The sequence below is a fragment of the Cellulomonas fimi genome (assembly GCF_028527925.1).
Taxonomy (GTDB): domain Bacteria; phylum Actinomycetota; class Actinomycetes; order Actinomycetales; family Cellulomonadaceae; genus Cellulomonas; species Cellulomonas fimi_C.
The window spans coordinates 1-26,169 of sequence record NZ_JAPESW010000050.1 but is presented as its reverse complement, the minus strand read 5'-3'; the positions used below and the strand labels follow the sequence as shown (position 1 = coordinate 26,169).

Here is a 26,169-nt window from a genome sequence, read left to right as displayed (position 1 = left end):
ACACCACGTGCCGCAGCGTGCTCGTCCCGTCCACCAGGAACAGGTCCGGCCCGGCCGCCGACTTCACCACCCGGCCCGGCGTCAGCACCGGACCACCCAGCGGGATCGCGTCCAGCGCCGCCTGCTCGACCTGCACGACCGTCACCGGACCACCCGCGGCCAGCGCGTACACCGTGTCCATGCTCGACACCGCACGCCGCTTGCCACCCTCGGCCAGGAACAGGTCGCCCGCCGTCGTCGACCGCACGAACACGGGTCCGGCCGGCGTCTGCGGCGCGAGGGCCGTGACCAGCTCGGCGGAGACCTGCGGCCCCGTCACGGACGCGGGGAACCGTGCGTCGATCCGCACCGTACCCCGGTCGGTGAACCCGTAGCGGGTGCCGTCCGGACCGACCACGACCGACGAGACCGTGCCGGCGGCCGCCGGCATCGCGGCGACGCTGCGCGGGTCGAGCGAGCGCGTCGCGAGCGTGCTCGTGAGGCGGGTCCCGGTGAGCAGCGCGGCGCTCACGGCGAGGTTGCGGCCGCCGTCGACGACGCGCCCGTCACCGGCCGGCCCGCGCACGACGGCGCCCGTCCGCACGAGCGGCGCGCCGATGCCCAGCGCGGCCCCGGCCGCGTCGCGCAGGTGGATCGTCGGGGTGGTCGGGGCGACGGGCGCGAGCGCGAGCGACCCGGCGTCGAAGACCTCGTGGCGCACGCCGGCGCGCACGTAGAACCAGGAGCCCTCGGCCGTCGTGTAGCTCGTGGACAGGTCGCCCCCGTCGACGAACTTGCCGAGCTGGCTGTCGGCGAGCGTCATCGAGCCGAACTCGCCGCAGTCGCGTCCCCAGTCGGTGAGCATGGCGCAGTCCGTGACGTGGAACCGCCAGCCCTTGTCGAACAGCCAGATGCTGCCGTCGCGGCCGCGGAAGAAACGCCCGAGCGGTGCCCCCGTGGGGCGCATGTCGAGCACCGACTGCGCCACGTAGGCGACGCCGCCCAGCACGTTGAGCGAGTCGAGGATCGTCCCGTCCTGCACGTGGTGCTTGGCGGTCGCCGTCAGCAGGTAGACCGCGGGGTCACCGGCGGAGCGGACCAGGTTCGCGCCGAACTGCGTCGAGCCGAACCAGTCCGTGTAGTCGCGCCAGAAGTTGCGGTTGCCGTACGAGGCGCAGGAGTCGCCGGTCCCGTACAGGGAGCCGAGGGCGCTCGCGTTGGGCTGGTACGGCGTGTAGATGTACAGCCCGGCCGTCGCCTGGTTCTCGATGTACACCTGCCCCGAGCCGCACGCCGTGTTCGGGTGGAAGCGCACCGCGTTGACGCGGCCGGCGCGGTAGCTGTAGCTGGCCGGGTTCGCGGCGTACCGCTTGAACTGGCGGGCCGCGCGGTAGACCTGGTTGAAGAAGCCGTAGTACTGCGCGTCGCAGGGCGCGGTGTCCGGGCACGCGAACCCGGTCGCCGTCCGGTAGCGGGCGTCCGTCGGCGCGGTCGCGGTCACGAGGCCCTGCTCCTTCTGGAGCAGGACGAGCAGGACGCGCTGGCTGATGCCGCACGCGGCGCCGACGTTGGCGATGACCTGCGCCGCGGTCTCCGACGCGCGTCCCGTGTAGGCGCTGCACAGCCCGGCCTCGGCCGGCTGGTCCGTGGTCGCGGTCGTGTAGCTCTTCAGGCACGTGTACCCGGGCGTGCACGTCGGGCGCTTCGCGTCGAGGAACGCCTGGACGTCGCCGGCCCCCATCGCGCCGCCGTCGAAGAACAGGGCGTCGCTGATGATGTTGCCGGCCGTGAAGTCGGACGCGGTCGCCGCCTGCGCGGGCGTGGCGCTCTCGACGGCGACGAGGCCCGTCACGACCATCGCCGCGGCGCACACGGCCGCCACGAACAACGACGCCCTGCGCATCCGGAACTCCCTCGTCGCCTGCGGGCGCGCGGTCGCGCCGCCCCCGGCGAACAGTAGCCTGCGGACCCCCGCGCGCCGTCGACCGACGCGTGCGCGCGTCGCCCGTCCGGGTGAACGCCTCAGCGCGTCGGCGGCTCGAGGACCGGCCGGTCGACGACCGACACGGTGACCTTGGTGAGCGCGGCCGGTGCCCCGTCCGCGGTGGCGGTCACGGTCGTGCGCCCGGGCTCGACCTCCAGCGTCGTCGTCACGGCGGAGCCCGGCGCGAGCGTCTCCCGCGTGCCGTCGGGCCACGCGAGCACGACGGGCGCTCCCGTCGCGGGGACCGCGAACGTCGCACGCACCCGCGCGGTCGTGTCGCGCGCGTTGTCGAGCACGACCGGCAGGACGCCGTCGGCGGCGATCCAGGTCACGTCGGACTCGCCCGTGAGGTGCACGTCGACGCCCTCGCCGGGGTACGCCATGGTGGGCGTCACCACGCGCTCGGCGGCCGCGTCGACCTCCTCCTGGCCGTCCCGCGCGATCAGCTCCGCGCGCAGCGGACGCAGGTCGTAGACCTCGAACCGCCCGTCCACGCCCTGCACCGCGGGCTCGCCCACGGTGCTGCGCCACGTCTGCGACACCGCGTCCGCCTCGGGGCCGAGGGCCGCCCGGTCGATCACGACGGCCGCCGCGTCGGACGCGGCCAGCGCGACCGACGTCGCGGGCGCGTCCGCCGGGTCGAGCAGGCTGGACCAGTCGGCCGTGGCCCGGCCCTTGACGCCGCCCGCGGTCCAGCGCAGCGTCTCCGAGTGCAGGTAGGGCCGCAGGCGGTCGGCGTCGAAGACGCCGTTGACGGCGGGCGACTCCGGGAACGCCATGTAGGGCAGCTGGGCGACCATCGCGCCCTCCCCCACGAGGTCCTCGACCTCGCCGACCCACGCCTCGTCGGCCGCGAACGCGGCCTGCACCGACGCGTGGTCGGGCCGGTACACGGTCGACGTCTGGTCGTACACGCCGCCCACGACGAGCACACCGGCGACGACCACCGCGGCCCCCGTGGCGACGAGGGCGTTGCGCCGCTCGAGGCGTCGACGGCCCGCGTCGAGCGCGAGGCCGACCGCCGCGAGCGACAGCAGCGCGAGCACGATCGACATGCGGTTCCAGCCGCGGATCGCGGGCGTGAGGAAGGAGATGAGCGACGAGAAGCCGCCGACGCTCGCGAACAGCAGCGACACGACCGCGAGCCCGGCGAGCTCGACGCCGGCGCGCGCCGGACCGGTGAGCGCGACCCGGCTCTCCGCCGGGCGCAGCAGGTGCAGGACGGCGGCGGCGAGCAGCAGCACGAGCCCCACCGCCCCGACGACGCCGAGCGCGGGCTGCTCACCACCGAGCGGGTACGACCCGTCGTAGTGGGCGCGCACGTCGGCGAGCAGCGGCACCGGGTGGTTGGGCACGGGCAGGAGCAGCGAGGTCAGCTTGAGCGCGTAGATCTCCGCCTCGGGGGCGGCGCGCACGAACGCCGCGGCGTTCGACCCGTGCTGCCGCGCCCAGAGGATGTCGGGCAGCATGTTGAGCACTACGACCACGACGAGCGCGACACCGGCGGCCGCGGCCCCGACGAGCCGTCGCCACGACCGGCGGTGCACCCACGCGGCGACGCCCGCCACGCCGAGCAGCACGAGCGTGAACGCCGTGTAGTAGGACTGCGCCGACCCGAGCAGCACCGCGATGCCCGTCGTCGCCGCGGCGGGACCGAGCAGCCAGCGCCGCCAGGCGGGACCGTCCCCGTCCCGCGGGCCCCAGAGCGGCTCGCCGCGCACGACCCGCAGCACGAGGAGCAGGCCGAGCGGCACCGGGTAGTACGACGCGAGCCACAGGTGGGCCTCGCCGCGGAACAGGTGGTAGGGCGCGAGCGCGAAGAGCACGGCCGCCATGACGGACAGCACGCGGGTCACCCCGACCTTGCGCAGGAAGACCATGGCCGTGAGCGCCGCGAGCGGGAAGCCGAGCACGTAGTACGTGTTGAGCGTGACCGCCCAGTCCCCGCCGACGAGCGCCCCGAGGACCCGCATGATCGCGAGGTGCGCGTTGTCCGCCGTCGGGTAGTCGTGGTAGCGCTGCCCGGCCGGCGCGCCCAGCAGCGGCTGGTACTCGTACCAGCCCGTCTCCAGCACTGTCTTGACGTGCGCCGACACCGCGACGGCGTCACCCCAGTACGTGAACGGCACGTGGAGGTCCGCCGCCCACAGCCGCAGCGCCCACGCCGCCCCCAGCAGGGCACCGAGCACCGCCGCGACGTACGCGACGACGTCGCGCGTTCGCGGCCCGGTCCACCGGCTCCAGCGCGCGCGCCCCGCGGACGGTGCCGCCGTCTCCGCCGTCGCGCCGGGACCGTCGCCCTGGGGTCCGCGGACCTCGACGTGAGAGACGGTAGGCACGGCAAGCACTCCAGCAGGGTCGGCGACGAGCAGGTGTGAGCGTACCGGGCCCGGCTCAGCGCCCCGTACGGTCAGGCGTCGGGCCCCAGCGGGAGGGCCTCGAGCCGCGACTGCGGGACGGTCGAGACGACGAACCGCGACCCCGCGGCCAGCGCGTACGCACGGTCCATCGAGCGCACCGGCCGCCGCGTGCCGTCGACGAGGTGGTACAGCGCCGCCGACTCGACGGACCGCACGAGCACGGGTCCCGTGAACGTGCCGCCGCGCGCGACGTGCGCGCACGTCAGCGGGTCGACGGGCGTCGCCGGGTCGCCGTTCGCCGCGACCGGGCCGGCCGGGAGGGCCACCATGCCGCCGTCGAGCGCCATGCGGTCCTGCGTGCCGCAGCGCCACAGCATGCCGAGCGGCGTCGGGCGGACCGCGTAGCCGGCGGTGCGGGACGAGGCGACCTCGGTGAACGCCGTCGGCAGCCCGGTGGCGCGCGCCATGTCGAACGAGGGCAGGTGCACGAGCCCCGCGAGCCCGTCGACGACGTAGACCTCGGGCCGGCCGGCGACCTTGACGAGCGACGCCGGCGCGAGCAGCGTCGAGCCCGCCGGGACCGCGTCGAGCGCGCTCGGCGCGACGACCTGCACGACCACCCGCGAGCCCGCCGCGACGGCGTACGCGACGTCCATCGTGGGGACCGGGCGTCGCTGGCCGCCCGCGAGCACGTGCAGCGCCGCGGACCCGTCGGCCCGCACGAACACCGGGCCGTTCCACGCGGCCCCGCGGGCCACCCGCGCGCACGTGAGCGCGTCCATGACGGACGCCGGAGCACTCGTGGGCAGGACGCCCGCCGGGATCGGCGCCATCCGGCCGTCGATCGCGACGAGGTCCGTCCCGCTGCAGCGCCAGACGGTGCCGAGCGGACGCGCCGCGACCTCGTAGCCGGCGACGTCGCCGGCCGCCACCTCGGTGAACGCGGTGGGCAGCCCGACCGCGCGGGCCGTCTCGAAGCTCGGGAGGTGGACCAGACCGCTCAGCCCGTCGACGACGTACACCGCGGGTGCGCCGGCCACCTTGACGAGGGTCGCAGGTGCGAGCAGCGGCGCACCGACGGGCACCGCGGCGAGCGCGGCGGCGGGCACCACCGCGACGACGGGCTGCCCACCCCCGGCGAGCGCGTACGCCACGTCCATCGTCGGCACGGGGCGGCGCACCGACCCCGCGAGGACGAACAGCGCACCGTCCTGCGGCGACCGGACGAACAGCGGCTCGGCGGACGCGGCGGGACGCAGGGCCGACACGAGCGCGGCGTCGACGTCGACACCCGTCGCCGCCGGGACCTGGCCCGACGCCAGCACGACCGCGCCGCCCATCGTGAGCGCGACGCGGCGGCCGTCGGGGGCGCGCACGACACCCTCGAGGTCTGCCCGCGGCACCGGGAGCTGCGCGAGGCTCGCGGCCTCGAGGGGACGCAGGGGCAGCGTCGCGCCGATGCGCGTCGCGGACACCAGGGCCGCCGACATCCGCAGGCCCTGCGTGCGGTCGAGCAGCACGCCGGAGCCGTCGGCGCGCGACTGCACGACGATCCCGGACCGCACGAGCGGAGCACCGAGCGGGAGGTACGACGCCACCGCGGGCGACAGCGACACCGCGGGGCCCGTCGCGCGCAGCGACGACGCCGCGAGCGACTCGGCGTCCGCGATCTCGTGCCGGCGGTCGCCGTTGACGACGAACTGCGCACCGTTCGGCGTCGTGTACACGTTCGACAGGTCGGGCCCGCGCGTGAAGAGCGACATCAGCGGGTCCGAGAGCGCCATGACGGCCAGCTCGTCGCACCGTCTCCCCCACGCCGCGAGCTCGGCGCAGTCGCTCACCGGGTACAGCCGTCCGCCGTCGACGAGGTCGATCTCCCCCGAGCGGTCGCGCAGGAACCGCCCGATCTCGGGGCTCGTCACGAGGCGGTCGAGCCGGTCACGGCCCACGGTGCCCACCGGCCCCAGGACGGACAGCGACGCGAGGACGTCGACGTCCGTGATCCGGAACTTGCGGCTGTCGGTGACGAGGTAGACGTTCGGGTCGTCGGGCGACTTCGCGAGGTTGACGCCGAGCCCGCTCGAGCCGTGGCCGGCCCAGTGCTGGCGGGTGAGCGTGCGGATCGTGTCCATCGCGGCGTAGCCCGCGTTCCCGGGGCACGCGGTCGTGCCGACGTCACGGTGCGCGAAGATCGACGGCAGCCGCACTGTCGTACCCGCGGGGAACTTGGAGTTCTCGCCGCCGAGCGTCAGGTAGTCGAGCGTGCCGAGCGGGTCGACGCCGTAGGCGGCGAGGCGCCACGCCGCGACGCGGGCGACGGCGTCGAGCGCGGCGGGCGTCGGGCCCGTCGTCGAGTAGTCGCCGAGGAGCGCGATGCCGACCGTCGCGGTGTTGAAACCGCCCGCGTGGACGCCGATCACGGGACGCGTGAGCGAGTTCGCCCGCCCCTCGTAGATGTTTCCCCACTTGTCGACGACGAAGTTGTAGCCGAGGTCGCACCAGCCGCGGGACTCGATGTGGTACCGCTGGTCGTTGCGCAGCTGCTGCATCGCCTGCTCGACGCTGCCGTAGTCGCCGTCGGCCGTGTGGTGCACGACCGCGGCCACGACCCGGCTCGCGACGTCCGGCGCACACGCCTGCGCACGTGCGCCCCACTGCGCGCGCGTCACGATCGTCGGTCCGGGGCCGGCCGCCGTCCGCACGCCGCCCGCGCTGCCGACGCGACCTGGCGCGCCACCGCCCGCGCCCTCGAGCGCCGCGGCCGGCGCCTCCGGCAGCTCGGAGCCGATGAGCGAGACCGTCAGGTCCTCGGGCAGCGCCGCAGGCTCCCCGGCGGGCGCGACGACCGCCACCTGCACCGCGTCGGCGTCCCCCACCCACACCGAGGGGGTCCCGTCACGCAGCGCGCGGCGGTCCTCCACCGTCCCGGCGTCGGGCGCCTCGTCCGTCACGTCGAGCGGCACCCACGCGCTCCAGCCGTCGGCGGACCGCGTGCGCACCTCGAGCGCCGGGTCGGCCGGGGCCGTCCCCTCCGCCCAGGTGAGGCCGAGGGTCTGGAACGGGTCGTCGGCCTCGATGACCTCGCCGACGACCCGCCGCACGGAGGCGTCGCCAGCGGCGGTCGGCGCGTCGGTCGCGGAGGTCGTCGGCGCGTCCGTCGTGGGGGCCGTGGGCGCGTCACCCGAGGCCGGCGCGTCCTGCGCGGCGCCCTCGAGCGCGACCGGCACCTCCTCGACGGTCACGTCGTCCTGGGCGGCGGTCACGCCCGTCGGGGCGGCCGGTGCCGCGACGGCACCGCCGGCCGTCGCGGCACCCGCCGGCACGACGGAGGCGATGGCGGCAGCCGGCAGCGTCCCCGCCGGGACGGCGCCGAGGACGAGGACGGTCGCCAGGGCACCGGCGCGCGCGAGCTTCAGCATCCGCTCAGGATGACCCGCGGACCGCGCCCGCGGGAGCCGACGCGCCGGGCGTCAGAGGGACGCGACGTACTCCTGGACCGCGGCGAACGTGGGCAGCAGGCCGGCGGCCCACGCCTCCTCGAGGGTCGGAGCCTCCGCGTCCTTCGGGGACAGCGACGGCACGAGCGGCCGCCCGTCGAGGTCCTGGTCGGGCCAGGCGATCCCGAGCGCCGGGTCCAGGGGGTGCACGCCGTGCTCACGCCCGGGCGCGTACGGCGCCGTCACCAGGTAGTTCACGACCGAGTCGTCGCGCAGCGACAGGAACGCGTGGCCCAGGCCCTCCGAGATGAGGACGGAGCGACGGTCCTGCGCGTCGAGCAGCACCGTCGTCGCACGACCGAACGTCGGCGACCCCGTCCGGATGTCCACCACGACGTCGAGCACCGCACCCTCGACGCACGTGACGTACTTCGCCTGCGACGGCGGCACGTCCGCGAAGTGGACCCCGCGCAGCACCCCCGCCGCCGACACCGAGGTGTTCACCTGCGCGACCCGGAACGGCCGGCCCGTCACCTCCTGCAGCACGTCCGCCCGGAAGGACTCGAGGAAGACGCCGCGCGCGTCCCGGTGCTGCACCGGCTCCACGAGCCAGGCGCCGTCGATGTCGAGCGGCGTCACGTGCATGGGAAGGACCTCCTGCGCTGGTCGGCCGCCGGGGCTGGCGGCTGCGGGCCGTACTCTGTGCGGGTGCGATGGCTGGTGACCGGCGCTGCCGGCATGCTCGGGACCGACGTGGTGGACCTCCTGCGATCCCGCGGGGAGGACGTCACACCGACGGACCGGGCCCTGGTGGACCTGACCGAACCGGAGGCGGTGCTCGACGTGACCGCCGGGCACCAGGTGGTCGTCAACTGCGCCGCCTGGACGGCCGTCGACGACGCGGAGACCCACGAGAGCGACGCGTTCGCGAGCAACGCGCTCGCGGCCGGCCACGTCGCGCGGGCGGCCCGGATCCACGGCGCGACCCTAGTGCACGTCTCGACGGACTACGTAGTCGCCGGGACGTCGCCGACGCCCATCCCGGAGGACGCGGCGCCCGCGCCGCTGTCCGCGTACGGGCGCACCAAGCTCGCGGGCGAGTGGGCGGTCCGGGCGGAGCTGCCCGCCTCGCACCTCGTGCTGCGCACCGCGTGGCTGTACGGCGCGCACGGCCCGTGCTTCCCGCGGACGATCCTGCGGCTCGCGCGCGAGCGCGGGGCGCTCTCGGTCGTCGACGACCAGGTCGGCCAGCCGACGTGGACGCGTGACGTCGCCGAGCTCGCGGTCGGCGCCGTGCTCGCCCGGGTCCCGGCCGGCACCTACCACGCGACGTCCTCCGGGCGTGCGTCCTGGTTCGACTTCGCGCGCGCCGTGGTCGCGGCGGGCGGCCTCGACCCCGAGATCGTGAGCCCGTCGACGAGCGACGGCGCCGGACGGGCCGCGGTCCGCCCCGCCTGGTCGGTGCTCGGCCACGACGCGTGGACCGCGGTCGGCCGGTCGCCGATCGGCGACTGGCGCGAGCGCTGGGAGGCGGCCGCCGCGCAGGTGCTCGCCTGACGGTCCGGCCCCCGCGCGCACGTCGCGGTCGGCAGGCCCGCGGTCAGCGGGAGCGCGGTCGGCAGGCCCGCGGTCGTCGGCCCGCGGTCGTCAGGCGCGCGGTCGTCAGGCCGGGGCGGGTGCCTGCATGCGCCGGCCGAGCCACGCGTAGGCGGCGCGCCGACGCCACGCGGCGACGGTGGCCATGACGTCGCCCACCGCGACGTCGGCCTTCGACACGACCTCCGGGTGCTCGGCGCGCACCCGCGCGTGGAAGCGCGCGGCCTGCCGGCTCTGCTCGTCCGTGAGCCGCACGCTCCACTGCGTGCTGCTCACGCGGAACGCGGCGAGCACCTCCGGGACGGCCACGAACGTGCCGCGCACGAGCGCGTGGGCGTAGGTGCCGAGGTCGATGTAGTACGGCTCGCGGTCGTCCCACCAGCCCACGGACTCGAGCGTCGAACGCCGCATCATCACGCACATCGGCTCGCCGAAGAGGTTGCCGCCCGCGAGGACCGACGCGCGCAGCGCCGCCCCGCCGGGCAGCGGCCCGCGCATCCGCCCGAGCCCGCGGCCCTTGACCAGGACACGGCCGTGCGCGTCGACGATGTCGCGCCGGGACGCGACGACCTCGACGCCGTCACCGAACGCCGCGACCTGGCGCTCGAGCATCGTCGGGTACAGCACGTCGTCACCGCAGACGAGCTTGACCAGCTCGCCGCGCGCCGCCTGGCTGACGGCGTCCCAGTTGCGCTTGGCGCCGCCGCCCGCGGGCGTCTGCAGGAGCCGCACCCGGTCGTCGTCGGCGAACTGCTGCAGCACGTCCCACGTCCCGTCGGTCGACGAGTGGTCGGCCACGACGAGCTCGAAGTCGGTGTACGTCTGCGCCAGCACCGAGCGGACGGTCTCGGCGACGAAGTCGGCGTTGTTGTAGGCCGGCACGACGACCGAGACCGTGGGCGTCACGGTGCACCTCCGGGGTTGGGCTGGGCGGTGGTGGGGGACGACGGCGGCGCGTCGTCGACGGCCGGGCGGGCCGACCGGCGGAAGGAGAAGTCGCGGTGGCCGAAGTAGCTGATGAGCGCGGTCACGCACGTGACGGCGAGCTGCGCCGGGATGGGCGCGAGACCGATCACCTCGACGACGAACGGCAGGGCGAGCGCGTTGATGCCGAGCGCGCTGAGGTTGACGAGCTCGAACCGCGCGAGGTCGACCCACACGTGGCCGCGCACCCGGAACACGAACCGGCGGTAGAGCACGAACGCGGTGAGCACCGCGGCGACGTGCGCGCACAGCAGGCTGACGAGGTACGTGTAGCTGCCGAGGCGGTCACCGAGGAGCGACTGGAACAGCACGAACCACGCCGTGCCGAGGAAGGTGTTGATGCCGCCGACGATCAGGAACGCGACGCGCTGGTCCCGGACGATCCGGAACAGCAGCCCCGGCTCTCCCTGCATGCCGGCGGGAGGTGCCGTCGGGGAGGGGTTCTCGCTGTCCTGCACCCTGCGATCGTCCCCCGGTCCGGCGCCCTCTCCGCACGGTCGCGGAGGCGTCCGTCGGTCGAACGCCCCACGACTATAGTCGTTGCGTGACGAGCCCCCTGGAGCCGCCGAGCCCGCCCGCGCACCGCATCTCCGTCGTCGTCCCCGTCTACGGCGGCGCGACGACCCTGGGCGAGGTCGTCTCCGAGCTCGAGCCGTGGACCGACGAGTTCACGACCGCGGCGGGCCACCGGGCCGTCGTCACCGAGGTCCTGCTGGTCCACGACCACGGCCCGGACGACTCCCCCACCGTCATGCGGACGCTCGCCGAGAAGTACTCCTGGGTGCGGACGCTCTGGCTCAGCCGCAACTACGGGCAGCACGCCGCGACGCTCGCCGGGATGGCGTCGAGCGGCGGCGACTGGGTCGTCACGATGGACGAGGACGGCCAGCACGACCCGGCCTACCTCGGCGACCTGCTCGACGTCGCGATGGCGGAGCAGGTCGCCGTCGTGTACGCCCAGCCGACCAACCCGCCGCCGCACGGTGCGCTGCGCAACGCCGCGTCCCGGGGCGCGAAGCGCGTCATCGAGATCGCGCTCGGCGGCACCGACACCTCGAAGTACCAGAGCTACCGGCTCGTGCTCGGGGAGATCGCGCGCAGCACCGCGGCCTTCGCGGGTGCGGGCGTCTACCTCGACGTCGCGCTGGGCTGGGTCGCGGGTGAGGCGGGCACCGCGCCGGTGCGCTCGCGGCAGGAGCTCGGCCGCGAGTCCGGGTACTCCACGCGCCGCCTCCTGTCCCACTTCTGGCGCATGGTGCTCTCGAGCGGCACGCGCGGCCTGCGCACCGTGAGCTTCCTCGGCGTGACGCTCGCCGTCGTCGGCGCGGTCTTCGCGCTCGCGCTCGCCGTGATGCGCATCGCGGGCAACTCGCTGCCCGCGGGGTGGACGTCGACGATCGTCGTGCTGCTGCTCACGAGCGGCGCGATCCTCTTCTCTCTCGGGATCATCGCGGAGTACGTCGGGGTCGCGGTGAACATGGCGATGGGCAAGCCCGCGTACCTGATGGTGAGCGACCCCGACGCGGGTCCGCTCGGGCGACGCCCGACGCGTCCGTGACCGCCGCGCGCGTCCTCGTCGTCGGCGCCGGGGGCCTGCTGGGGGGCGCCGTCGTGCGCGAGCTGGGCCGGCGCCGGGTCCCCGTCGCACGCGCCCGCGTGCCGTGGGACGACGCGGACGCCGCGGTCGCCGCGGTCGTGTCGGCCGCCGCCGACGTGCACCAGGAGACCGGCGGTGACTGGTCGCTCGCGTGGTGTGCGGGCGCCGGCGTGGTCGGCGCCGACCAGGCGCAGCTCGACGCGGAGGTGGCGACGATCGCGCGCGTCGTCGACCGCCTGAGCGCGCCCGACGGCCCGCGCCCGCGCTCGGCGTTCTTCGCGTCGTCGGCCGGCGCCGTGTACGCCGGGAGCGACGCGCCGCCGTTCACCGAGCGCTCCGAGCCCCGCCCGCTCGGCGGCTACGGCCACGCGAAGCTGCGCGCCGAGGCGGAGATCGCCCGGCTGTGCCCGCAGGTGCGCGTGGTCGTCGGGCGGATCTCGAACCTCTACGGCCCCGGCCAGGACCTGTCCAAGAACCAGGGTCTGGTGTCCCGGCTGTGCCTCTCGCACCTGCTGCGCGAGCCCGTCGGCGTGTACGTGTCGCTCGACACCCTGCGCGACTACGTGTACGTCGACGACTGCGCGGCCCTCGTGGTCGACGCGCTCGACCGGGTGGACCGGCTCGCGCCCGACGAGGCGCCCTCCCCCGTCGTCAAGATCATCGCCTCCCAGCAGGCCGCCTCGATCGCGCACCTGCTCGGCGAGTGCCGCCGCGTCTTCGGCCACCGCGTGCTCGTGCGCATGGCGTCGTCGAACCTGTCCGCGCAGCAGACGCGGGACCTGCGGCTGCGCTCGGTCGTCTGGCCGGAGCTCGACCGGCGCTCGATGACGACGCTCGTGCACGGGATCCACGCGACGACGGAGAGCCTGCGCGGCCAGCTCGGCTCGTTCACCGGCCGGGCCGCCGCTCGGTAGACTCCAGCGTTCCCGCCCCGACCGGAGGTTCTCGTCGTGCACCTGCTCGTCACCGGCGGAGCCGGCTTCATCGGCTCCAACTTCGTCCACCAGACCGTCCGCGAGCGGCCCGACGTCCAGATCACGGTGCTCGACGCCCTGACGTACGCGGGCGACGAGCGCAGCCTGGACCCGGTGGACGGGCGCGTGGTCTTCGCGAAGGGCGACATCGCCGACCCCGACGTCGTCGACTCGCTCGTGCGGGACGTGGACGTCGTCGTCCACTTCGCCGCCGAGTCGCACAACGACAACTCGCTGCACGACCCGTGGCCGTTCGTGCGGACGAACGTCATCGGCACGTACCAGCTGCTCGAGGCGGTGCGGCGCTACGACGTGCGCTACCACCACATCTCGACCGACGAGGTCTACGGCGACCTCGAGCTCGACGACCCGGCGAAGTTCACGCCGGACACGCCGTACAACCCGTCGAGCCCGTACTCGTCGACGAAGGCGTCGTCCGACCTGCTCGTGCGCGCCTGGGCTCGCAGCTTCGGCGTGCGCGCGACGATCTCGAACTGCTCGAACAACTACGGGCCGTACCAGCACGTCGAGAAGTTCATCCCGCGCCAGATCACGAACGTCATCGACGGCGTGCGGCCCAAGCTGTACGGCACGGGCGAGAACGTGCGCGACTGGATCCACGTCGACGACCACAACAGCGCCGTGTGGGCGATCATCGAGCGCGGCCGCCTCGGCGAGACGTACCTCATCGGTGCCGACGGCGAGGAGAACAACAAGACCGTCGTCGAGGCGATCCTCGAGATCATGGGCCAGTCCCCCGACGCGTACGACCTCGTCAACGACCGGCCGGGTCACGACCTGCGCTACGCGATCGACTCGACGAAGCTGCGCGAGGAGCTCGGCTGGACGCCGCAGTACGAGAACCTCCGGGCCGGCCTCGAGGCCACCGTCCAGTGGTACCGCGAGAACGAGTCGTGGTGGCGCCCCAAGAAGGACGCGACCGAGGCGAAGTACGCGCAGCTCGGCCGCTGACGCCGGCCGTGGTGTGAGGCTCCGTCGTCCGCGGCGGAGCCTCACACCCCGGGCGTCGGGGACGTCAGTCCCCCAGACGCCACAGCTCCCAGGCGCCGCCGCCCGCGTAGGTCGCGCGGTCCACGAGGACGGCGTCCGTCCCCTCGGTGAGGTCGATCTCGCACCCCGGGTCGACGAGCAGCCACCGGATGCCGGCGCGCAGCGCAGCCTCCTCGTCCAGCCCGCCCTCGGTGCGCGCGGCGATCGCGACGTCCAGGTCGTCCTTGTGGTCCGGCCACGCGAGACCGAGGTTGTAGAACGCGACCGGGCCGCCCCACGTCGACTTGAAGATCATGGGGTTCACGCACCCGTCGGGCAGCACCAGGCCACCGTCGGTCTGCGACGCGAGGTCGACCTGGGCCTGGTACGGCTCGGCGGTGAGCGGCACGTAGCCCCACTCGGTCACCGTCGTGCGGAACAGCGTGAAGTCGTAGCTCCACACGCCCGCGACGACGAGGGACGCGCCCGTGGCCACGCCGACGAGGGCGCGCGAGCGGCCCGACCACGGCGAGGTGTCGGGGCCCGGCACGCGGGACGCGGCGTCGTCGTCGTGCGACGCGAGGCCGTCGTCACCGGCCGCCACGCCGACCCCCGCCCCGGCACGGCGATCCTCGTCGGCCCGGTCGTCGGCCGGGTCGTCGACGGGCACGTCGTCGGCGGGACGGTGCACGGCTGCCGCGTCCGCGGTGGCGAGGCTCTCGGTGCGTCCCGCGCCCACGGGGACGGCGGTCGGCCGGTCCGCGGGGCCGAGCCGGTCCGGCTCGCGCGAGAACGCGTCGGACACGACCCACGCGAGCAGCGGCAGCGTGAGCGCGCTGATGACGACGAGGCTGTCGAGCCAGAACCGGTAGGGCTCCTGGTTCGCGCCCCAGTGGTCGTTCGAGGCGAGGTACGCCCAGAGCAGCGCGAGCGCGGGGGGCAGGGCGGCCCACAGCACGCGACGCCGCCGGATGCCCGCCACGGTGATCACCGCGAGCGCCGGGAGGACGCCCAGCGCGGCGAAGAGCCCGGTGCCGAGGGGGACGCCGAGGTCCGTCGACGAGGCCTCGCGGTAGACGAGGAACGGGTCGTCCTGGACGAGCCCCCCGGCGGTGGCCAGGACCTGCGGCGACGCTGCGACCGCCAGCGCGACCAGCCCCCAGACCGCGCGCCAGCGCGTCGCACGACCGACGAGGAGCAGGCCGGGGACCGTGGGCAGCATGCCGAAGACGACGACCGCGAGCTGCCCGGCGACGTCCGCGACGAGCGGCCCGGCGAGCAGCACGACGACGACGAGCCCCGCGGTGACGATCCCTGCCCGCACCGCGCGCGCCCGGACCAGGCCGACGGCTGCGGTGCCGGTGGCGAGGACGTAGGTGACCACCAGGAACGAGTACGTCTGGATGTTCGCGAGCAGGCCGACCACCACGCACGCCACGACCACCGCGGGCCACACGAGACGACGCGGCACGCGACCGGCCGCCACGAGCAGCAGGAGCAGGAGCGCGCTCGTGCCGAGCGACAGCGCGACGGTCTCGCCGTTCAGCGTGAAGAGCACCGCGAACGGCCCCCACAGCACGGCGTGCGACTCGAGGAGCGTCATCCACGACGTGCCCGAGCTGAGCATCCACGCGCCCGTGCCCAGGAGCATCGGGACGAAGCCGAGGACGCCCGTCCACCAGCGACGCGTGAGCAGCACGCACGTGACACCGATCGCGCACACGAGCACCACCTGGGCCGCGAGGCCGCCCACCGTCCACATGGTCGCCGTGCTGGTCGAGGTCAGCCGCGCGGCGTACCCGAGCAGCACGTACCAGGCGCGCGGGTAGTAGTTGGCGCCGGTGATCGTGTACGGCTCCGCCGTCCACGACTCACCCTCCGCGACGTTCGTCGCGATCGACAGGTAGGCGAGCTGGTCGCCCCAGTAGTAGTTGCGGAAGTAGGACAGGTTCCAACCGGGCCAGGAGCGCATCATCCCCGCCTGGAGGACGAGGTGGCAGAGGGCACCGACGAGCACGGCCGCCGCCGCCAGAGCAGCGCGAAGTCGCCTGGGCAATGGTCTGTCCTTCCGGGGCGCGCGGCCGGGCTCGACCGCCGCGGGTCCGAGGTACGCGGGGTGCGCGTACCGCCCGCGCACGGCCCGCAGACTACCTTCCCGGCCCTGCCGGAGGGTTCACCCGCCTGCCGCAGCGAGGGTCGATGTCCTCACAGATCCTCCACGGCGTCTCTGCGTGGGTTGCCCTCCACGGCGAGGTCAGGAACCTAAGATCGGTGCCGTGACCTCCCGCCACGCTGCTGTCATGCGCCCGCGTGCCGCCCGGCACGCCCGGCGGCTGCACACGCACCGCACGCTGCGGGGCGTCGCTCTCGCGACCGTCGGCCTGCTCGCGTTCGGCGCGGCCGGGGCGGCGGCGACGTTCACGAAGCTGCAGGGCAACGTCGACCGCGTCGACGTCTCGGGGCTCGTCGGTCCCGAGCCGACGCCCTCCACGACACCCGACCCGGACGACCCGAGCGCGGGGACCCCGGTCAACATCCTCGTCCTCGGCTCGGACCAGCGCGACGGCGTGAACGGGCAGATCGGCGGCAAGGTCGAGGGAATGCGGTCGGACACCACGATCCTCGTCCACATCTCCGCGGACCGGCAGCGCGTCGAGGCGGTGTCGATCCCCCGCGACTCGCTCGTCGACATCCCGTCGTGCCAGATGTCCAACGGCAAGACGTCGCGCGCGACCCACGGCATGTTCAACCAGGCGTTCGCGACGGGCTGGGACATGGGTGGCGACATGGCGTCGGCCGCGGCCTGCACGATCCGGACGGTGCAGGAGAACACGGGCGTCCCGATCCACCACTTCGTCGTCGTCGACTTCGCGGGCTTCCAGTCGATGATCGACGCGATCGGCGGCGTCCAGATCTGCATCCCGAACGCGATGACGTCGAAGGACGCCGGGCTGTACCTCGAGGCCGGCAACCAGGTGCTCGACGGCCCCACGGCGCTCGCGTTCGCGCGGGCGCGCAAGGGCAAGGGCGTCGGCGACGGCTCGGACACGAACCGCATCGGCAACCAGCAGCGCCTCATCGCCGCGATGGTGCAGGAGGTGCTCTCCAAGAACGTCCTGACGGACGTCCCGCAGCTCGTGTCGTTCCTCGACGCGGCGACGAGCTCGCTCACCACCGACTCCGACCTGTCCCTGCCCTCGATGACGGGGCTCGCGTACAACCTGCGGTCGATCAACCCGAGCAACATCACCTTCATGACCGTCCCGTGGGCGCCCGCGGCGAGCGACCCGAACCGCGTCGAGTGGACGAGCGCCGCGGACGACCTGTGGGAGAACGTCGCGCAGGACCTCCCGGCCCTGGGCGAGCAGGAGCCGGCCCCGACCACGACGACCGCCCCCGCCACGCCCACCACCCCGGCGCCCGGCGCCTCGACGCCGCCGCAGAACGCCGCTCCGACGACCCCCACGCCGGAGCCGACCAAGGCCGCGGGCCGCGAGGCCTTCTCCGCGACGGACACCACGGCGGTGTGCGGGTGACGGCGGCGTCGACATGACGAGCTCGCCTCGGGGCGACCAGCGCCGGCCCCCGACCTTCACGCCCACGTCACCGCCGCGCCGCCCGGCGGAGGGCGGCGACGAGGACGCGATCGTCGTCGGCACGGGGGACGCACCCGCGTCGGCCGCCGGGCGTGCGTCGGCACCCGCGACCCCACCGCGCGGCGCTGCCGCCGTGACCGGCCGCCCCGCGGCAGGGCGCGGCACGTCCGACGCCCCCGCGGACGCCGCACCCGCGGCCGTGGCGCCCACGGCGGCCCGCCCGACCGGGGTGCCGGCACCGCGGTCGACGTCGGTGGGTCGCGTCGTGCCCGACGACGGGGCGCACGGGCCGTCGCGGCCGGCGAGCGCTGCTCGTGGCGGTCGTCGTGCTGGCCCTCCTGCTGGCGTGGCCCGTCGGACTCGTCGTCTGGGCGAACGGCAAGGTGCAGCACACCGCGGCGCTGTCCGGCGCGGCGGACACCCCGGGCACGACCTACCTGCTCACGGGCTCCGACTCGCGCGCGGACGGCGGGATCGCCGCCGACGGCACCGAGGGCGCGCGGACCGACACGATCCTGCTGCTGCACGTCCCGGAGCACGGCCCGACGGCCCTCATCTCCCTCCCGCGCGACACCTACGTCGACATCCCCGAGCACGGGCCGTCGAAGCTCAACGCGGCGTTCGCCTGGGGGCAGGCGCCGTTGCTGGTCCGCACGGTGGAGGGCCTGACCGGCCTGACGGTCGACCACTACGCCGAGATCGGCATGGCGGGCGTCGGGAACGTCGTCAACGCGGTCGGCGGCGTGCACCTGTGCCACGACGCCGACGTGAACGACCCCGACTCGGGCATGGTGTGGACCGCCGGGTGCCACGACGTGGGCGGCACCGAGGCGCTCGCGTTCGCGCGCATGCGCAAGGCCGACCCCAAGGGCGACGTGGGCCGCGCCGAGCGGCAGCGCCAGCTGGTCAGCGCCGTCATGGCGAAGGTCCAGCCGTCGTCGCTCGTGTGGCACCCCGGCCAGCAGGTCGAGCTGGTCGACGCCGGGACGGGTGCGCTGACCGTCGACGACGGGTCGGGCATCGTCGACATGGCGCGCCTCGCGCTCGCGTTCCGTGCCGCCACGGGCAGCGAGGGCATCACGGGCACCCCGCCGATCGCCGACCTGGACTACCGCCCGGGCGACGTCGGGTCGACGGTCCTGCTGGACCCGGACCAGGCGCCCACGTTCTTCGCCGCGATCCGCGACGGCTCGCTGCCGCCGGGTGCGGTGGGCGGCGTCCCCGGCGCCTGACGGCCACGCGTCGGGTTGTCCGGCGTCAGCCGGGGACGCGGACCTCGTCGAGGCCGCGGACCAGACGCGGACCGCGGTTGACGCGGTCGAGCACCACGGCGCGCGCCCGCACGAGCGCCTGCTCGGACCACCGGCGCACCCGCGGACCGCACGGCAGCTCGACGCACCGGTGGACCAGCCACGCGAGCGCGAGCGCGGCTCCGACCGCGAGCGCGAGCGCGACGGCCGTGGGCACGTGCGGCGCCGTGAGGTGGACGACGTACAGGCCCCAGTAGTCGTGCACGAGGTACACCGGGTACGTCAGCGCGCCGAGCGTGACGCACCACGTGGCACGGGCGCGTGCGAGCGGGGTGAGGACGGCACACGCGACCAGCGCGACGCACACGACGACGCCGGCGCCGAGCAGGAGCTCCGACGGCTCGTAGCCGGTCGTCCGGGCGAGGACGGCGGCGCGGGACGGCACGACGAGCAGCACCGCGAGGACCGTGTTCGTCGCGACCACGAGCCAGGCGTCGAGCCGGTGCCCGTCACGGTGCAGCACGTAGAGCGCCATGCCCGCCGCGAACAGCGACGCGTAGTCCGCGACGAGCGCGGTCGCCAGGCCCGTGAGCCCGTTGTGGAGCGCGAGCTGCGCGAGCCACGGCCACACCAGCGCGACCGCGAGCACCCGGCGGCGGGTCAGCCCGACGAGCGACAGGACGCCGACCAGCAGGTAGAAGCGCAGCTCCGCCCAGAGCGTCCAGTAGACCCCGTCGACGTGCGGGACGCCGAGCGCGGGCTGGACCATCGTGAGGTTGACCAGCACCTGCGCGGGCGTGACGTCCTTGCCCTCGGGCCACAGCACGAGCAGCAGCCCGCCGGTGAGGAGCACGCCCGCCCAGTACGCCGGGTACAGGCGTGCCAGGCGTGACGCGACCAGCCGGGCCGTCGGACGGCCCCAGGCGGTCAGCAGCACGACGAACCCGCTGATGACGAAGAACAGCTCCGGCCCGAGCGAGCCGTACGACGTCCACCGGGGGACGTCGCCGAGGCGTTCGACCTGGTCCGGCCCCCAGGCCGACGTCTGCCGGCCCGCGAGGTGGTACGCGACGACCGCCGCCGCGGCGAGGAACCGCAGCCCGTCGAGCACCATGAGCCGGGGCGGGGACGCGCTCGGCGGTGCGTCACGGCCGACCGTGGTCGGGGCGTCGGTCCGGTCGGCGAGGGTCGCGGGCGCTGCTGTGCGGGGTGCGGGGCGGTCGGCGAGGGTGCGGTCGTCGACGGAGGGGACGGAGGTCATCGCCTCGACGGTAGGCATGCTCCCGCCGACCTCGCGCGTCGAGAAGGCCTGGACGACGCGTCGTGCACGGGGCCTTCACGAGGCCCCCGGCACGCGTCCGCGAGGGCTCAGGCGGAGAAGCCGGTCGCCGGTCGCCCGGCGGCACGCGCCCGCAGCCGCTCGCCCTTGGCGTCCGCCTGGGCACGCAGGCCGTCCTGGAACCGTGCCATCGCGTCGCGCAGCCGTGCCGCGTCGTCGTCGGCGCCGGCCGCGAGGATGCGCACCGCGAGCAGCCCCGCGTTGCGCGCGCCGCCGACCGACACGGTCGCGACGGGCACGCCCGCGGGCATCTGGACGATGGACAGCAGCGAGTCGAGGCCGTCGAGGTGCGCGAGCGGCACCGGGACGCCGACGACCGGCAGCGTCGTCACCGACGCGAGCATGCCCGGCAGGTGGGCCGCTCCCCCGGCGCCCGCGACGACCACGCGCAGGCCGCGCGCGGCGGCCGTCCGGCCGTAGTCGACCATCTTGTCGGGCTGACGGTGGGCCGACACCACGTCGACCTCGTAGGGCACGCCGAACTCGTCGAGCGCGAGCGCGGCGGCCTCCATGACAGGCCAGTCCGAGTCCGAGCCCATCACGATCCCGACCAGGGGCTGCGTCGTGGTCACGGTGTCTCCGTCCGTGCGGTCCGCGGCGCGCGCCGGGACGAGGGGTGGGTCGTCAGGACTGGTCGCCGCGCAGGAGCGCGGCGGCGTCACGGGCGCGGCGGCGCACCTCGTCGAGGTCGTCGCCGCTGACGTTCACGTGCCCGAGCTTGCGGCCCGGGCGGACCTGCTTGCCGTACAGGTGGACCTTCGCCTGCGGGTCCGCCGCGGCCACGGCGTCGAGCGCGTCGGTCAGCTCGTCGAGCGCGCTCCCGAGCACGTTGGCCATCACCGTCCACGGCGCGCGGGCCGACGTGTCGCCCAGCGGCAGGTCGAGGACGGCGCGCAGGTGCTGCTCGAACTGGCTGGTGACCGCACCGTCGATCGTCCAGTGGCCCGAGTTGTGCGGACGCATCGCGAGCTCGTTGACGAGCACCGTCGGGGCGCCGTCGTGCCCGGCGACCTCGAACAGCTCGACCGCGAGCACGCCCACGACGTCGAGCCCCTCGGCGACGCGCACCGCGACGTCGAGGGCCTGGTCGCGGGTCGCGGGGTGCAGGTCGGGTGCGGGCGCCACGACCTCGGCGCACACGCCGTCGCGCTGCACGGACTCGACCACGGGCCACGTCCGGACCTCGCCGCTCGGCCGCCGCGCCACGAGGACCGCGAGCTCGCGCGTGAACGGCACCTTCTCCTCGGCGATCAGGGGCACGCCCGTGCCGTCGGCGGCGGCCGCGAGCCAGTCGGCGGCCTCGTCGGGCGACCGGACGACCCGCACACCCTTGCCGTCGTAGCCGCCGCGCGTGGTCTTGACGACCGCCTGGTCGCCGTTCGCCGCGAGGAAGTCGCCGAGCTCCGCGGCGTCGGCGACGGGCGCCCAGCGCGGGCAGGGCACCCCGAGCTCGGTCAGACGGCGCCGCATGACGGCCTTGTCCTGCGCGTGGCGCAGCGCGCCGGCCGCCGGCCGCACCGCGACACCCGCGTCGGCCAGCCGCTCGAGCAGGTCGTTCGGGACGTGCTCGTGCTCGAACGTCAACGCGGTCGCGCCGTCGACGATCCCCTCGATCGCCGCCGCGTCCGACGCCGCCCCGACGGGTGCGTCGACGACGACCTGCGCCGCCGACGACGACGCGTCCTCCACGAGGACCCGCAGGTGGACGCCGAGCGCCGTCGCCGCGGGCGCCATCATCCGTGCGAGCTGACCGCCGCCGACCACCGCCACCACAGGAGCTGCCACGGCCGACGAGCCTAACCGAGCGGCGACCGGCCACCGTGCCGCGTCCATCGCCGCCCCGAATCGCTTCACCGGCCCCGCACCCGGGCCTCTCACTGCCCGTTCCCAGGTGCTCCCGCTATCCTCGCGGCAGCCCAGCGCGAGGAGACCACCACGTGAGTGCCACCGACGAGCGCCGCCTCACGGACGTCCCGCGGACGTCCCGCACGCGGCCGCAGCCGGCCCTCCTCCTCGCGGCGCTCCGGGCGCGCGGTCTCGAGATCGCCCGGTTCCTGTCCGTCGGCGGCGTCGCGTTCGTCGTGGACATCGGCGTCTTCAACCTGCTGCGGTTCGGTCCCGGCGGGGTCCTCGAGGAGAAGCCGATCACCGCGAAGATCGTCTCCATGGCGCTCGCGACGGTCGTCTCGTGGCTCGGCAACCGCTACTGGACGTTCGCGTCGCACCGCACCCAGCGGCACGGCCGCGAGCTCGTCGTGTACGGGGCGATCAACCTGGTGGGCGCGGCCGTCCCCGTCCTGACGCTCGCGTTCTCGCACTACGTGCTCCGGCTGGACACGCCGGTCGCGGACAACGTCGCCACCGTCATCGGCATCGCCGTCGGGACGGTCCTGCGGTACGTCGGCTACAAGCGCTGGGTGTTCACCGCGCACCGCACGTCCGCCTGAGGGCGCACGGCCGTCCGTCGCCGGGTCGGCGTCGGGTCGGCGCGGGGTCAGCGCCGCCGACGGTCGGGTCGGGCCGAGACGACGGCACCGAGCGGGAGGACGACGTCGGGCCGGAGCGAGGCCGGGACGCCCGAGAGGAACAGCGCGAACACCGCCGGGCGGCGCTGCGCGAGCTCGAGACGGCCGCCGTCGGCGCTCGCGAGGTCGCGCGCGAGCGCGAGACCGAGGCCCGTGCCCGCGCCGGACGTGACCTCGCGCTCGAAGATCCGACCCGCGAGCTCGTCGGGGACGCCCGCGCCCTCGTCGGCCACCTCGACCACGACCGCGCCCGACGGCCCGCCCGTGCGCGACCGTACCGTCGTGGTGCCCGCTCCGTGCTTGAGGGAGTTCTCGATGAGCGTCGCGAGCACCTGCGCGAGCGCGCCCGGCGTCGCGAGCACCTGGGTCTGCGGGTCGACCTCGACGACCAGGCGACGGCCCGCCGCCTCGAACGTCGGGGCCCACTCCTCCTCCTGCTGGTGCACGACGTCGACGAGCGGCACGGCCTCCGTCGTCCCGCCCTGGGCGCGCCGCGAGCTCGTGAGCAGGTCGTCCACGACGCGCACGAGCCGCTCGACCTGCTCGAGCGAGATGCGGGCCTCCTCGCGGACCTGCGCGTCGTCGGTCGCGAGCATGATCTCCTCGAGCCGCATCGACAGCGCCGTCAGAGGCGTGCGCAGCTGGTGGGACGCGTCCGACGCGAACTGGCGCTCGGCCGCGAGCCGTCCCGCCATGCGGTCCGCGGACCGGGCGAGCTCGGCCGCGACGAGGTCGATCTCCTCGACCCCGGACGGCTCGAGGCGCGGTCGCACCTGCCCCGACCCGAGCTGCTCGGCGGACGCAGCGAGGTACACGAGCGGTGCCGCGAGCCGGTTCGCCTGCCAGATCGCCATCGCGATGCCCGCCGCGAACGCGACCACCGCCGCCACCACGACGAGCGCGATGACGCGCGCGCTCACCCAGAAGACGTCCCAGAAGGACACCGACAGCACGACGACCGCCTGCGCGTCCGTCGTCGTCTGGAGCGTGAGGGCGCGCCCCTCGACGGGGGCGCCTGCCTCGTAGATCTCGCCGTCGGTCGTGCGGACGACGACGTGCGCCGGGATCTCGTCGACGCGGCCCGCCGCCGGCTCGAGCATGCGGTCGGTGTACGCGATCCCGGAGTTCGCGCGGAAGTCGACCGTCTCCGCGGCCGACTCGAGCCGCACCTCGAGCCGGCGCAGCTCGTTCTCGCGGACGAGCTGCGCGCCGAGGAACGCGAGCGGGAAGCCGAGCAGGACGACCGCGACGGTGACCGCCGCGATCGTCGCCTGGAGGACGCGACGGCGCACGCGTCAGGCCCGCTCGCCGGCGCCCGTCTCGAACCGGAAGCCCATGCCGCGCACCGTCGTGACGTAGCGCGGGGCGCCCGCGTCGTCGCCGAGCTTGCGGCGCAGCCACGAGACGTGCATGTCGAGCGTCTTGGTCGAGCCCGTCGGGTCGGAGCCCCAGACCTCGCGCATGAGCGTCTCGCGCGCCACCACCGTGCCCGCCGCCGCGACGAGCACCCGCAGCAGGTCGAACTCCTTCGCGGTGAGGTGCAGCTCGCGCTCGCCCTGGAACGCGCGGTGCGCCGCGACGTCGACGCGCACGTTCTGCGCGTGGACCTCGTCCTCGTCGGCGGGGTCGCCCACGCTCCGTCGCAGGAGCGCGCGCACGCGGGCGAGCAGCTCCGCGAGCCGGAAGGGCTTGGTCACGTAGTCGTCGGCGCCCGCGTCGAGGCCCACGACCAGGTCGACCTCGTCGGCGCGCGCGGTGAGCACGAGGACCGGCGTCGTGAGGCCCTGGTTCCGGATCGCGCGCGCGACGTCGAGCCCGTCCATGTCGGGCAGGCCGAGGTCGAGGACGACGAGGTCCGCGGACGAGGCGCCGTCGATCGCACCTTGACCCGTGCCTTGCACGCGCACGTCGTAACCTTCACGCCCGAGGGCGCGGGCCAAAGGCTCGGCAATCGCGGGATCGTCCTCCGCCAGCAGCACCTGGGTCATCGCCCCATGCTAGGTCACGGGACGGTCTGGTCCGCCAGTGCCCACGCGATGTCGGTCGAGGTCGGCAGCGTGCGCGCCCCCGGGAGCACGCCGCCGACCGCCGGGTCCCCCCGCGGTCGCGCCGCTGGCCGGCCGGGTCCGACCGCGGGTGCACGACGCACGGCGGTGGCCCGCCTAGGCTCGTCACGTGAGCTGGTGGGACCGGGTGCTGCGCTGGGAGGACTCCCACCGGTTCGTCGTCGACCTGGTCGGCACCCTCTTCGTGCTGCTGATCGGCCTCACGCTCAACGTCAACTTCCTCGACGGCTCGTCGGCGCGCGGGGTGCCCGACCTGCTCGTGGCCTTCCTCCTCATCGCGCCGCTCGCCTGGCGACGCGTCCGGCCCGCGGCGTCGGCCGCGACGGTCTACACGGTCGCGCTGCTGCAGATGCTGTTCGTCACGCCGCTCATGATCCCGGCCGACTTCGCGGTGCTCGTCGCGCTCTACTCGGTCACCGTGCACGGTCCCCGCTGGGCGCACCGCGTCGCGATGGTCGGCGCGCTCGTCGGCGGCGTCCTGCTGCCGGTCACGCTCGTCACCTGGTGGAACCCGCCGTCGGCGATCGCCACGACGATCTTCGTGTGGTCCGTCGCCGCCGCCGTGTGGGCGTTCGGCCTCGCCCGCCGCTCCCGTCGCGAGACGCTCGAGGCGCTGGTCGACCGCGCAGCCCAGCTCGAGCGCGAGCGCGACCAGCAGGCCCAGATCGCGACCGCGGCCGAGCGCGCCCGTATCGCGCGCGAGATGCACGACATCGTCGCCCACTCGCTCACCGTGATGATCGCGCAGGCCGACGGCGGCCGGTACGCCGCGAGCGCCGACCCCGCGGCCGCGACGCGCGCGCTCGGCACGATCGGCGAGACCGGGCGCGCGGCGCTCACCGACATGCGCCGCCTGCTCGGGGTGCTCCGCGAGGGCCCGCCGACGCCCACGGGGAGCATCCCGGTCGTCCCGCCACCGGCCGGGACCGGCGCGGCGCTCGTCCCGACGTCTCCCGCCGGTGGCGGAGCCACCGCACCGCCGCCTCCGGGACCCGCCGTGACGCCGCAGCCGTCCGTCGAGGACGTGCCGCACCTCGTCGAGCAGGTGCGCGCGAGCGGGCTGCGCGTGTCGCTCGTGCGGACCGGGACGCCCCGTCACCTGCCGCCCGGCGTCAGGCTGACGGCGTTCCGCATCACGCAGGAGGCCCTCACCAACGTGCTCAAGCACGCGGGCCCCGACCCGGCGGTCACCGTCGTGATGTCGTGGCGTCCCGACGCGCTCGCCCTCGAGGTCTCCGACGACGGCCGCGGCGCGTCCGCCGGCTCCGACGGGCTCGGCCACGGGCTGCTCGGCATGCGCGAGCGGGCCGCGCTGTTCGGCGGCACCGTGACCGCCGGCCCGCGCCCCGGCGGCGGCTACCGTGTGCGCGCCGAGCTTGGCGAGGATCCGCCCGACGTGCGTCTTGACGGTCGCCTCGGCGACGAACAGGTCCTGCCCGATCTCGGTGTTCGAGCGCCCCTTCGCCATCAGCACGAGGACCTCGCGCTCGCG

Annotated in this window: 19 protein-coding genes and 2 pseudogenes; 8 read left to right on the top strand and 13 right to left on the bottom strand. The window is 75.0% G+C overall.

The window, feature by feature from the left end:
- The 4 genes from OMK64_RS17110 to OMK64_RS17095 all read right to left on the bottom strand — a co-directional run.
- Nucleotides 1-1,882, bottom strand: a 1,882-nt coding sequence (locus tag OMK64_RS17110; RefSeq protein ID WP_272729564.1) for a hypothetical protein, incomplete at its 3' end; no start/stop codon positions are given.
- 119 nt (nucleotides 1,883-2,001) lie between these two features.
- A complete protein-coding gene (locus OMK64_RS17105) occupies nucleotides 2,002-4,302 on the bottom strand; it encodes a DUF6311 domain-containing protein (protein WP_272729563.1) in 2,301 nt (766 codons plus the stop codon).
- A 71-nt stretch (nucleotides 4,303-4,373) separates the two neighbouring features.
- Nucleotides 4,374-7,742, bottom strand: coding sequence for a peptidoglycan recognition protein family protein (locus tag OMK64_RS17100; RefSeq protein ID WP_272729562.1), 3,369 nt, complete (start codon nucleotides 7,740-7,742; stop codon nucleotides 4,374-4,376).
- A 51-nt stretch (nucleotides 7,743-7,793) separates the two neighbouring features.
- Nucleotides 7,794-8,405 carry a dTDP-4-dehydrorhamnose 3,5-epimerase family protein gene (locus OMK64_RS17095; RefSeq protein WP_272729561.1) on the bottom strand — a complete coding sequence of 204 codons (612 nt, stop codon included), beginning with the start codon at nucleotides 8,403-8,405 and terminating at the stop codon, nucleotides 7,794-7,796.
- Between the two features lie 63 nt (nucleotides 8,406-8,468).
- On the opposite strand from OMK64_RS17095, the gene rfbD reads away from it, so the two are divergent.
- Nucleotides 8,469-9,317 (top strand): dTDP-4-dehydrorhamnose reductase, encoded by an 849-nt coding sequence (gene rfbD / locus OMK64_RS17090; protein WP_272729560.1) that lies wholly within the window; start codon nucleotides 8,469-8,471, stop codon nucleotides 9,315-9,317.
- 105 nt (nucleotides 9,318-9,422) lie between these two features.
- Here the strand turns inward: rfbD and OMK64_RS17085 are convergent, their stop codons facing one another.
- Together OMK64_RS17085 and OMK64_RS17080 are read right to left on the bottom strand one after the other, a co-directional pair.
- Entirely contained in the window at nucleotides 9,423-10,262 is an 840-nt protein-coding gene (locus OMK64_RS17085) for a glycosyltransferase family 2 protein (RefSeq protein ID WP_272729559.1), read from the bottom strand.
- On the bottom strand, nucleotides 10,259-10,798 hold the full coding sequence (locus OMK64_RS17080) for a GtrA family protein (protein WP_272729558.1): 540 nt from the start codon (nucleotides 10,796-10,798) through the stop codon (nucleotides 10,259-10,261). Before OMK64_RS17080 ends, OMK64_RS17085 begins: the two co-directional genes overlap by 4 nt.
- 86 nt (nucleotides 10,799-10,884) lie before the next feature.
- Between OMK64_RS17080 and OMK64_RS17075 the strand changes: the two genes are divergently transcribed.
- Genes OMK64_RS17075 through rfbB form a run of 3 tightly spaced genes read left to right on the top strand, consistent with a single transcriptional unit; the run spans nucleotide 10,885 to nucleotide 13,883 of the window.
- On the top strand, nucleotides 10,885-11,898 hold the full coding sequence (locus tag OMK64_RS17075) for a glycosyltransferase (protein WP_272729557.1): 1,014 nt from the start codon (nucleotides 10,885-10,887) through the stop codon (nucleotides 11,896-11,898).
- A complete protein-coding gene (locus OMK64_RS17070) occupies nucleotides 11,895-12,851 on the top strand; it encodes an NAD-dependent epimerase/dehydratase family protein (protein WP_272729556.1) in 957 nt (318 codons plus the stop codon). The genes OMK64_RS17075 and OMK64_RS17070 overlap by 4 nt, the downstream gene beginning before the upstream one ends.
- A gap of 36 nt (nucleotides 12,852-12,887) precedes the next feature.
- Entirely contained in the window at nucleotides 12,888-13,883 is a 996-nt protein-coding gene (gene rfbB, locus OMK64_RS17065) for a dTDP-glucose 4,6-dehydratase (protein WP_272729555.1), read from the top strand.
- 64 nt (nucleotides 13,884-13,947) lie between these two features.
- On the opposite strand, the gene OMK64_RS17060 is transcribed toward rfbB, so the two are convergent.
- On the bottom strand, nucleotides 13,948-15,957 hold the full coding sequence (locus OMK64_RS17060) for a hypothetical protein (RefSeq protein WP_272729554.1): 2,010 nt from the start codon (nucleotides 15,955-15,957) through the stop codon (nucleotides 13,948-13,950).
- A 220-nt stretch (nucleotides 15,958-16,177) separates the two neighbouring features.
- Here OMK64_RS17060 and OMK64_RS17055 point away from each other — a divergent pair, with 220 nt between their 5' ends.
- Together OMK64_RS17055 and OMK64_RS17050 are read left to right on the top strand one after the other, a co-directional pair.
- The gene (locus tag OMK64_RS17055; protein ID WP_272729553.1) at nucleotides 16,178-17,437 is read left to right on the top strand and encodes an LCP family protein; all 1,260 of its coding nucleotides are present in this window, start codon (nucleotides 16,178-16,180) and stop codon (nucleotides 17,435-17,437) included.
- 374 nt (nucleotides 17,438-17,811) lie between these two features.
- On the top strand, nucleotides 17,812-18,729 hold the full coding sequence (locus OMK64_RS17050; protein ID WP_272729552.1) for an LCP family protein: 918 nt from the start codon (nucleotides 17,812-17,814) through the stop codon (nucleotides 18,727-18,729).
- 25 nt (nucleotides 18,730-18,754) lie between these two features.
- On the opposite strand, the gene OMK64_RS17045 is transcribed toward OMK64_RS17050, so the two are convergent.
- The 3 genes from OMK64_RS17045 to OMK64_RS17035 all read right to left on the bottom strand — a co-directional run bounded on the left by OMK64_RS17045 (nucleotide 18,755) and on the right by OMK64_RS17035 (nucleotide 21,871).
- Entirely contained in the window at nucleotides 18,755-20,008 is a 1,254-nt protein-coding gene (locus OMK64_RS17045) for an acyltransferase family protein (protein WP_272729551.1), read from the bottom strand.
- Between the two features lie 107 nt (nucleotides 20,009-20,115).
- The gene (purE, locus tag OMK64_RS17040) at nucleotides 20,116-20,625 is read right to left on the bottom strand and encodes a 5-(carboxyamino)imidazole ribonucleotide mutase (RefSeq protein ID WP_272729565.1); all 510 of its coding nucleotides are present in this window, start codon (nucleotides 20,623-20,625) and stop codon (nucleotides 20,116-20,118) included.
- Nucleotides 20,626-20,710: 85 nt separating this feature from the next.
- Entirely contained in the window at nucleotides 20,711-21,871 is a 1,161-nt protein-coding gene (locus OMK64_RS17035; RefSeq protein WP_272729550.1) for a 5-(carboxyamino)imidazole ribonucleotide synthase, read from the bottom strand.
- 152 nt (nucleotides 21,872-22,023) lie between these two features.
- Here OMK64_RS17035 and OMK64_RS20945 point away from each other — a divergent pair, with 152 nt between their 5' ends.
- Nucleotides 22,024-22,533: a GtrA family protein gene (locus OMK64_RS20945; RefSeq protein WP_272729549.1), complete on the top strand. Its 510-nt coding sequence runs from the start codon at nucleotides 22,024-22,026 to the stop codon at nucleotides 22,531-22,533.
- 47 nt (nucleotides 22,534-22,580) lie between these two features.
- Here OMK64_RS20945 and OMK64_RS17025 read toward each other — a convergent pair whose 3' ends face one another.
- Nucleotides 22,581-23,903, bottom strand: a complete 1,323-nt coding sequence (locus tag OMK64_RS17025; RefSeq protein ID WP_272729548.1) for a sensor histidine kinase — start codon at nucleotides 23,901-23,903, stop codon at nucleotides 22,581-22,583.
- Nucleotides 23,904-23,906: 3 nt separating this feature from the next.
- A complete protein-coding gene (locus OMK64_RS17020) occupies nucleotides 23,907-24,599 on the bottom strand; it encodes a response regulator transcription factor (protein WP_272729547.1) in 693 nt (230 codons plus the stop codon).
- 187 nt (nucleotides 24,600-24,786) lie between these two features.
- Between OMK64_RS17020 and OMK64_RS21230 the strand changes: the two are divergent.
- Nucleotides 24,787-25,995: pseudogene (locus OMK64_RS21230) on the top strand (sensor histidine kinase); the annotation flags it as partial.
- A gap of 48 nt (nucleotides 25,996-26,043) precedes the next feature.
- Here OMK64_RS21230 and OMK64_RS20935 read toward each other — a convergent pair.
- A pseudogene (locus OMK64_RS20935) lies at nucleotides 26,044-26,169 on the bottom strand (response regulator transcription factor); the annotation flags it as partial.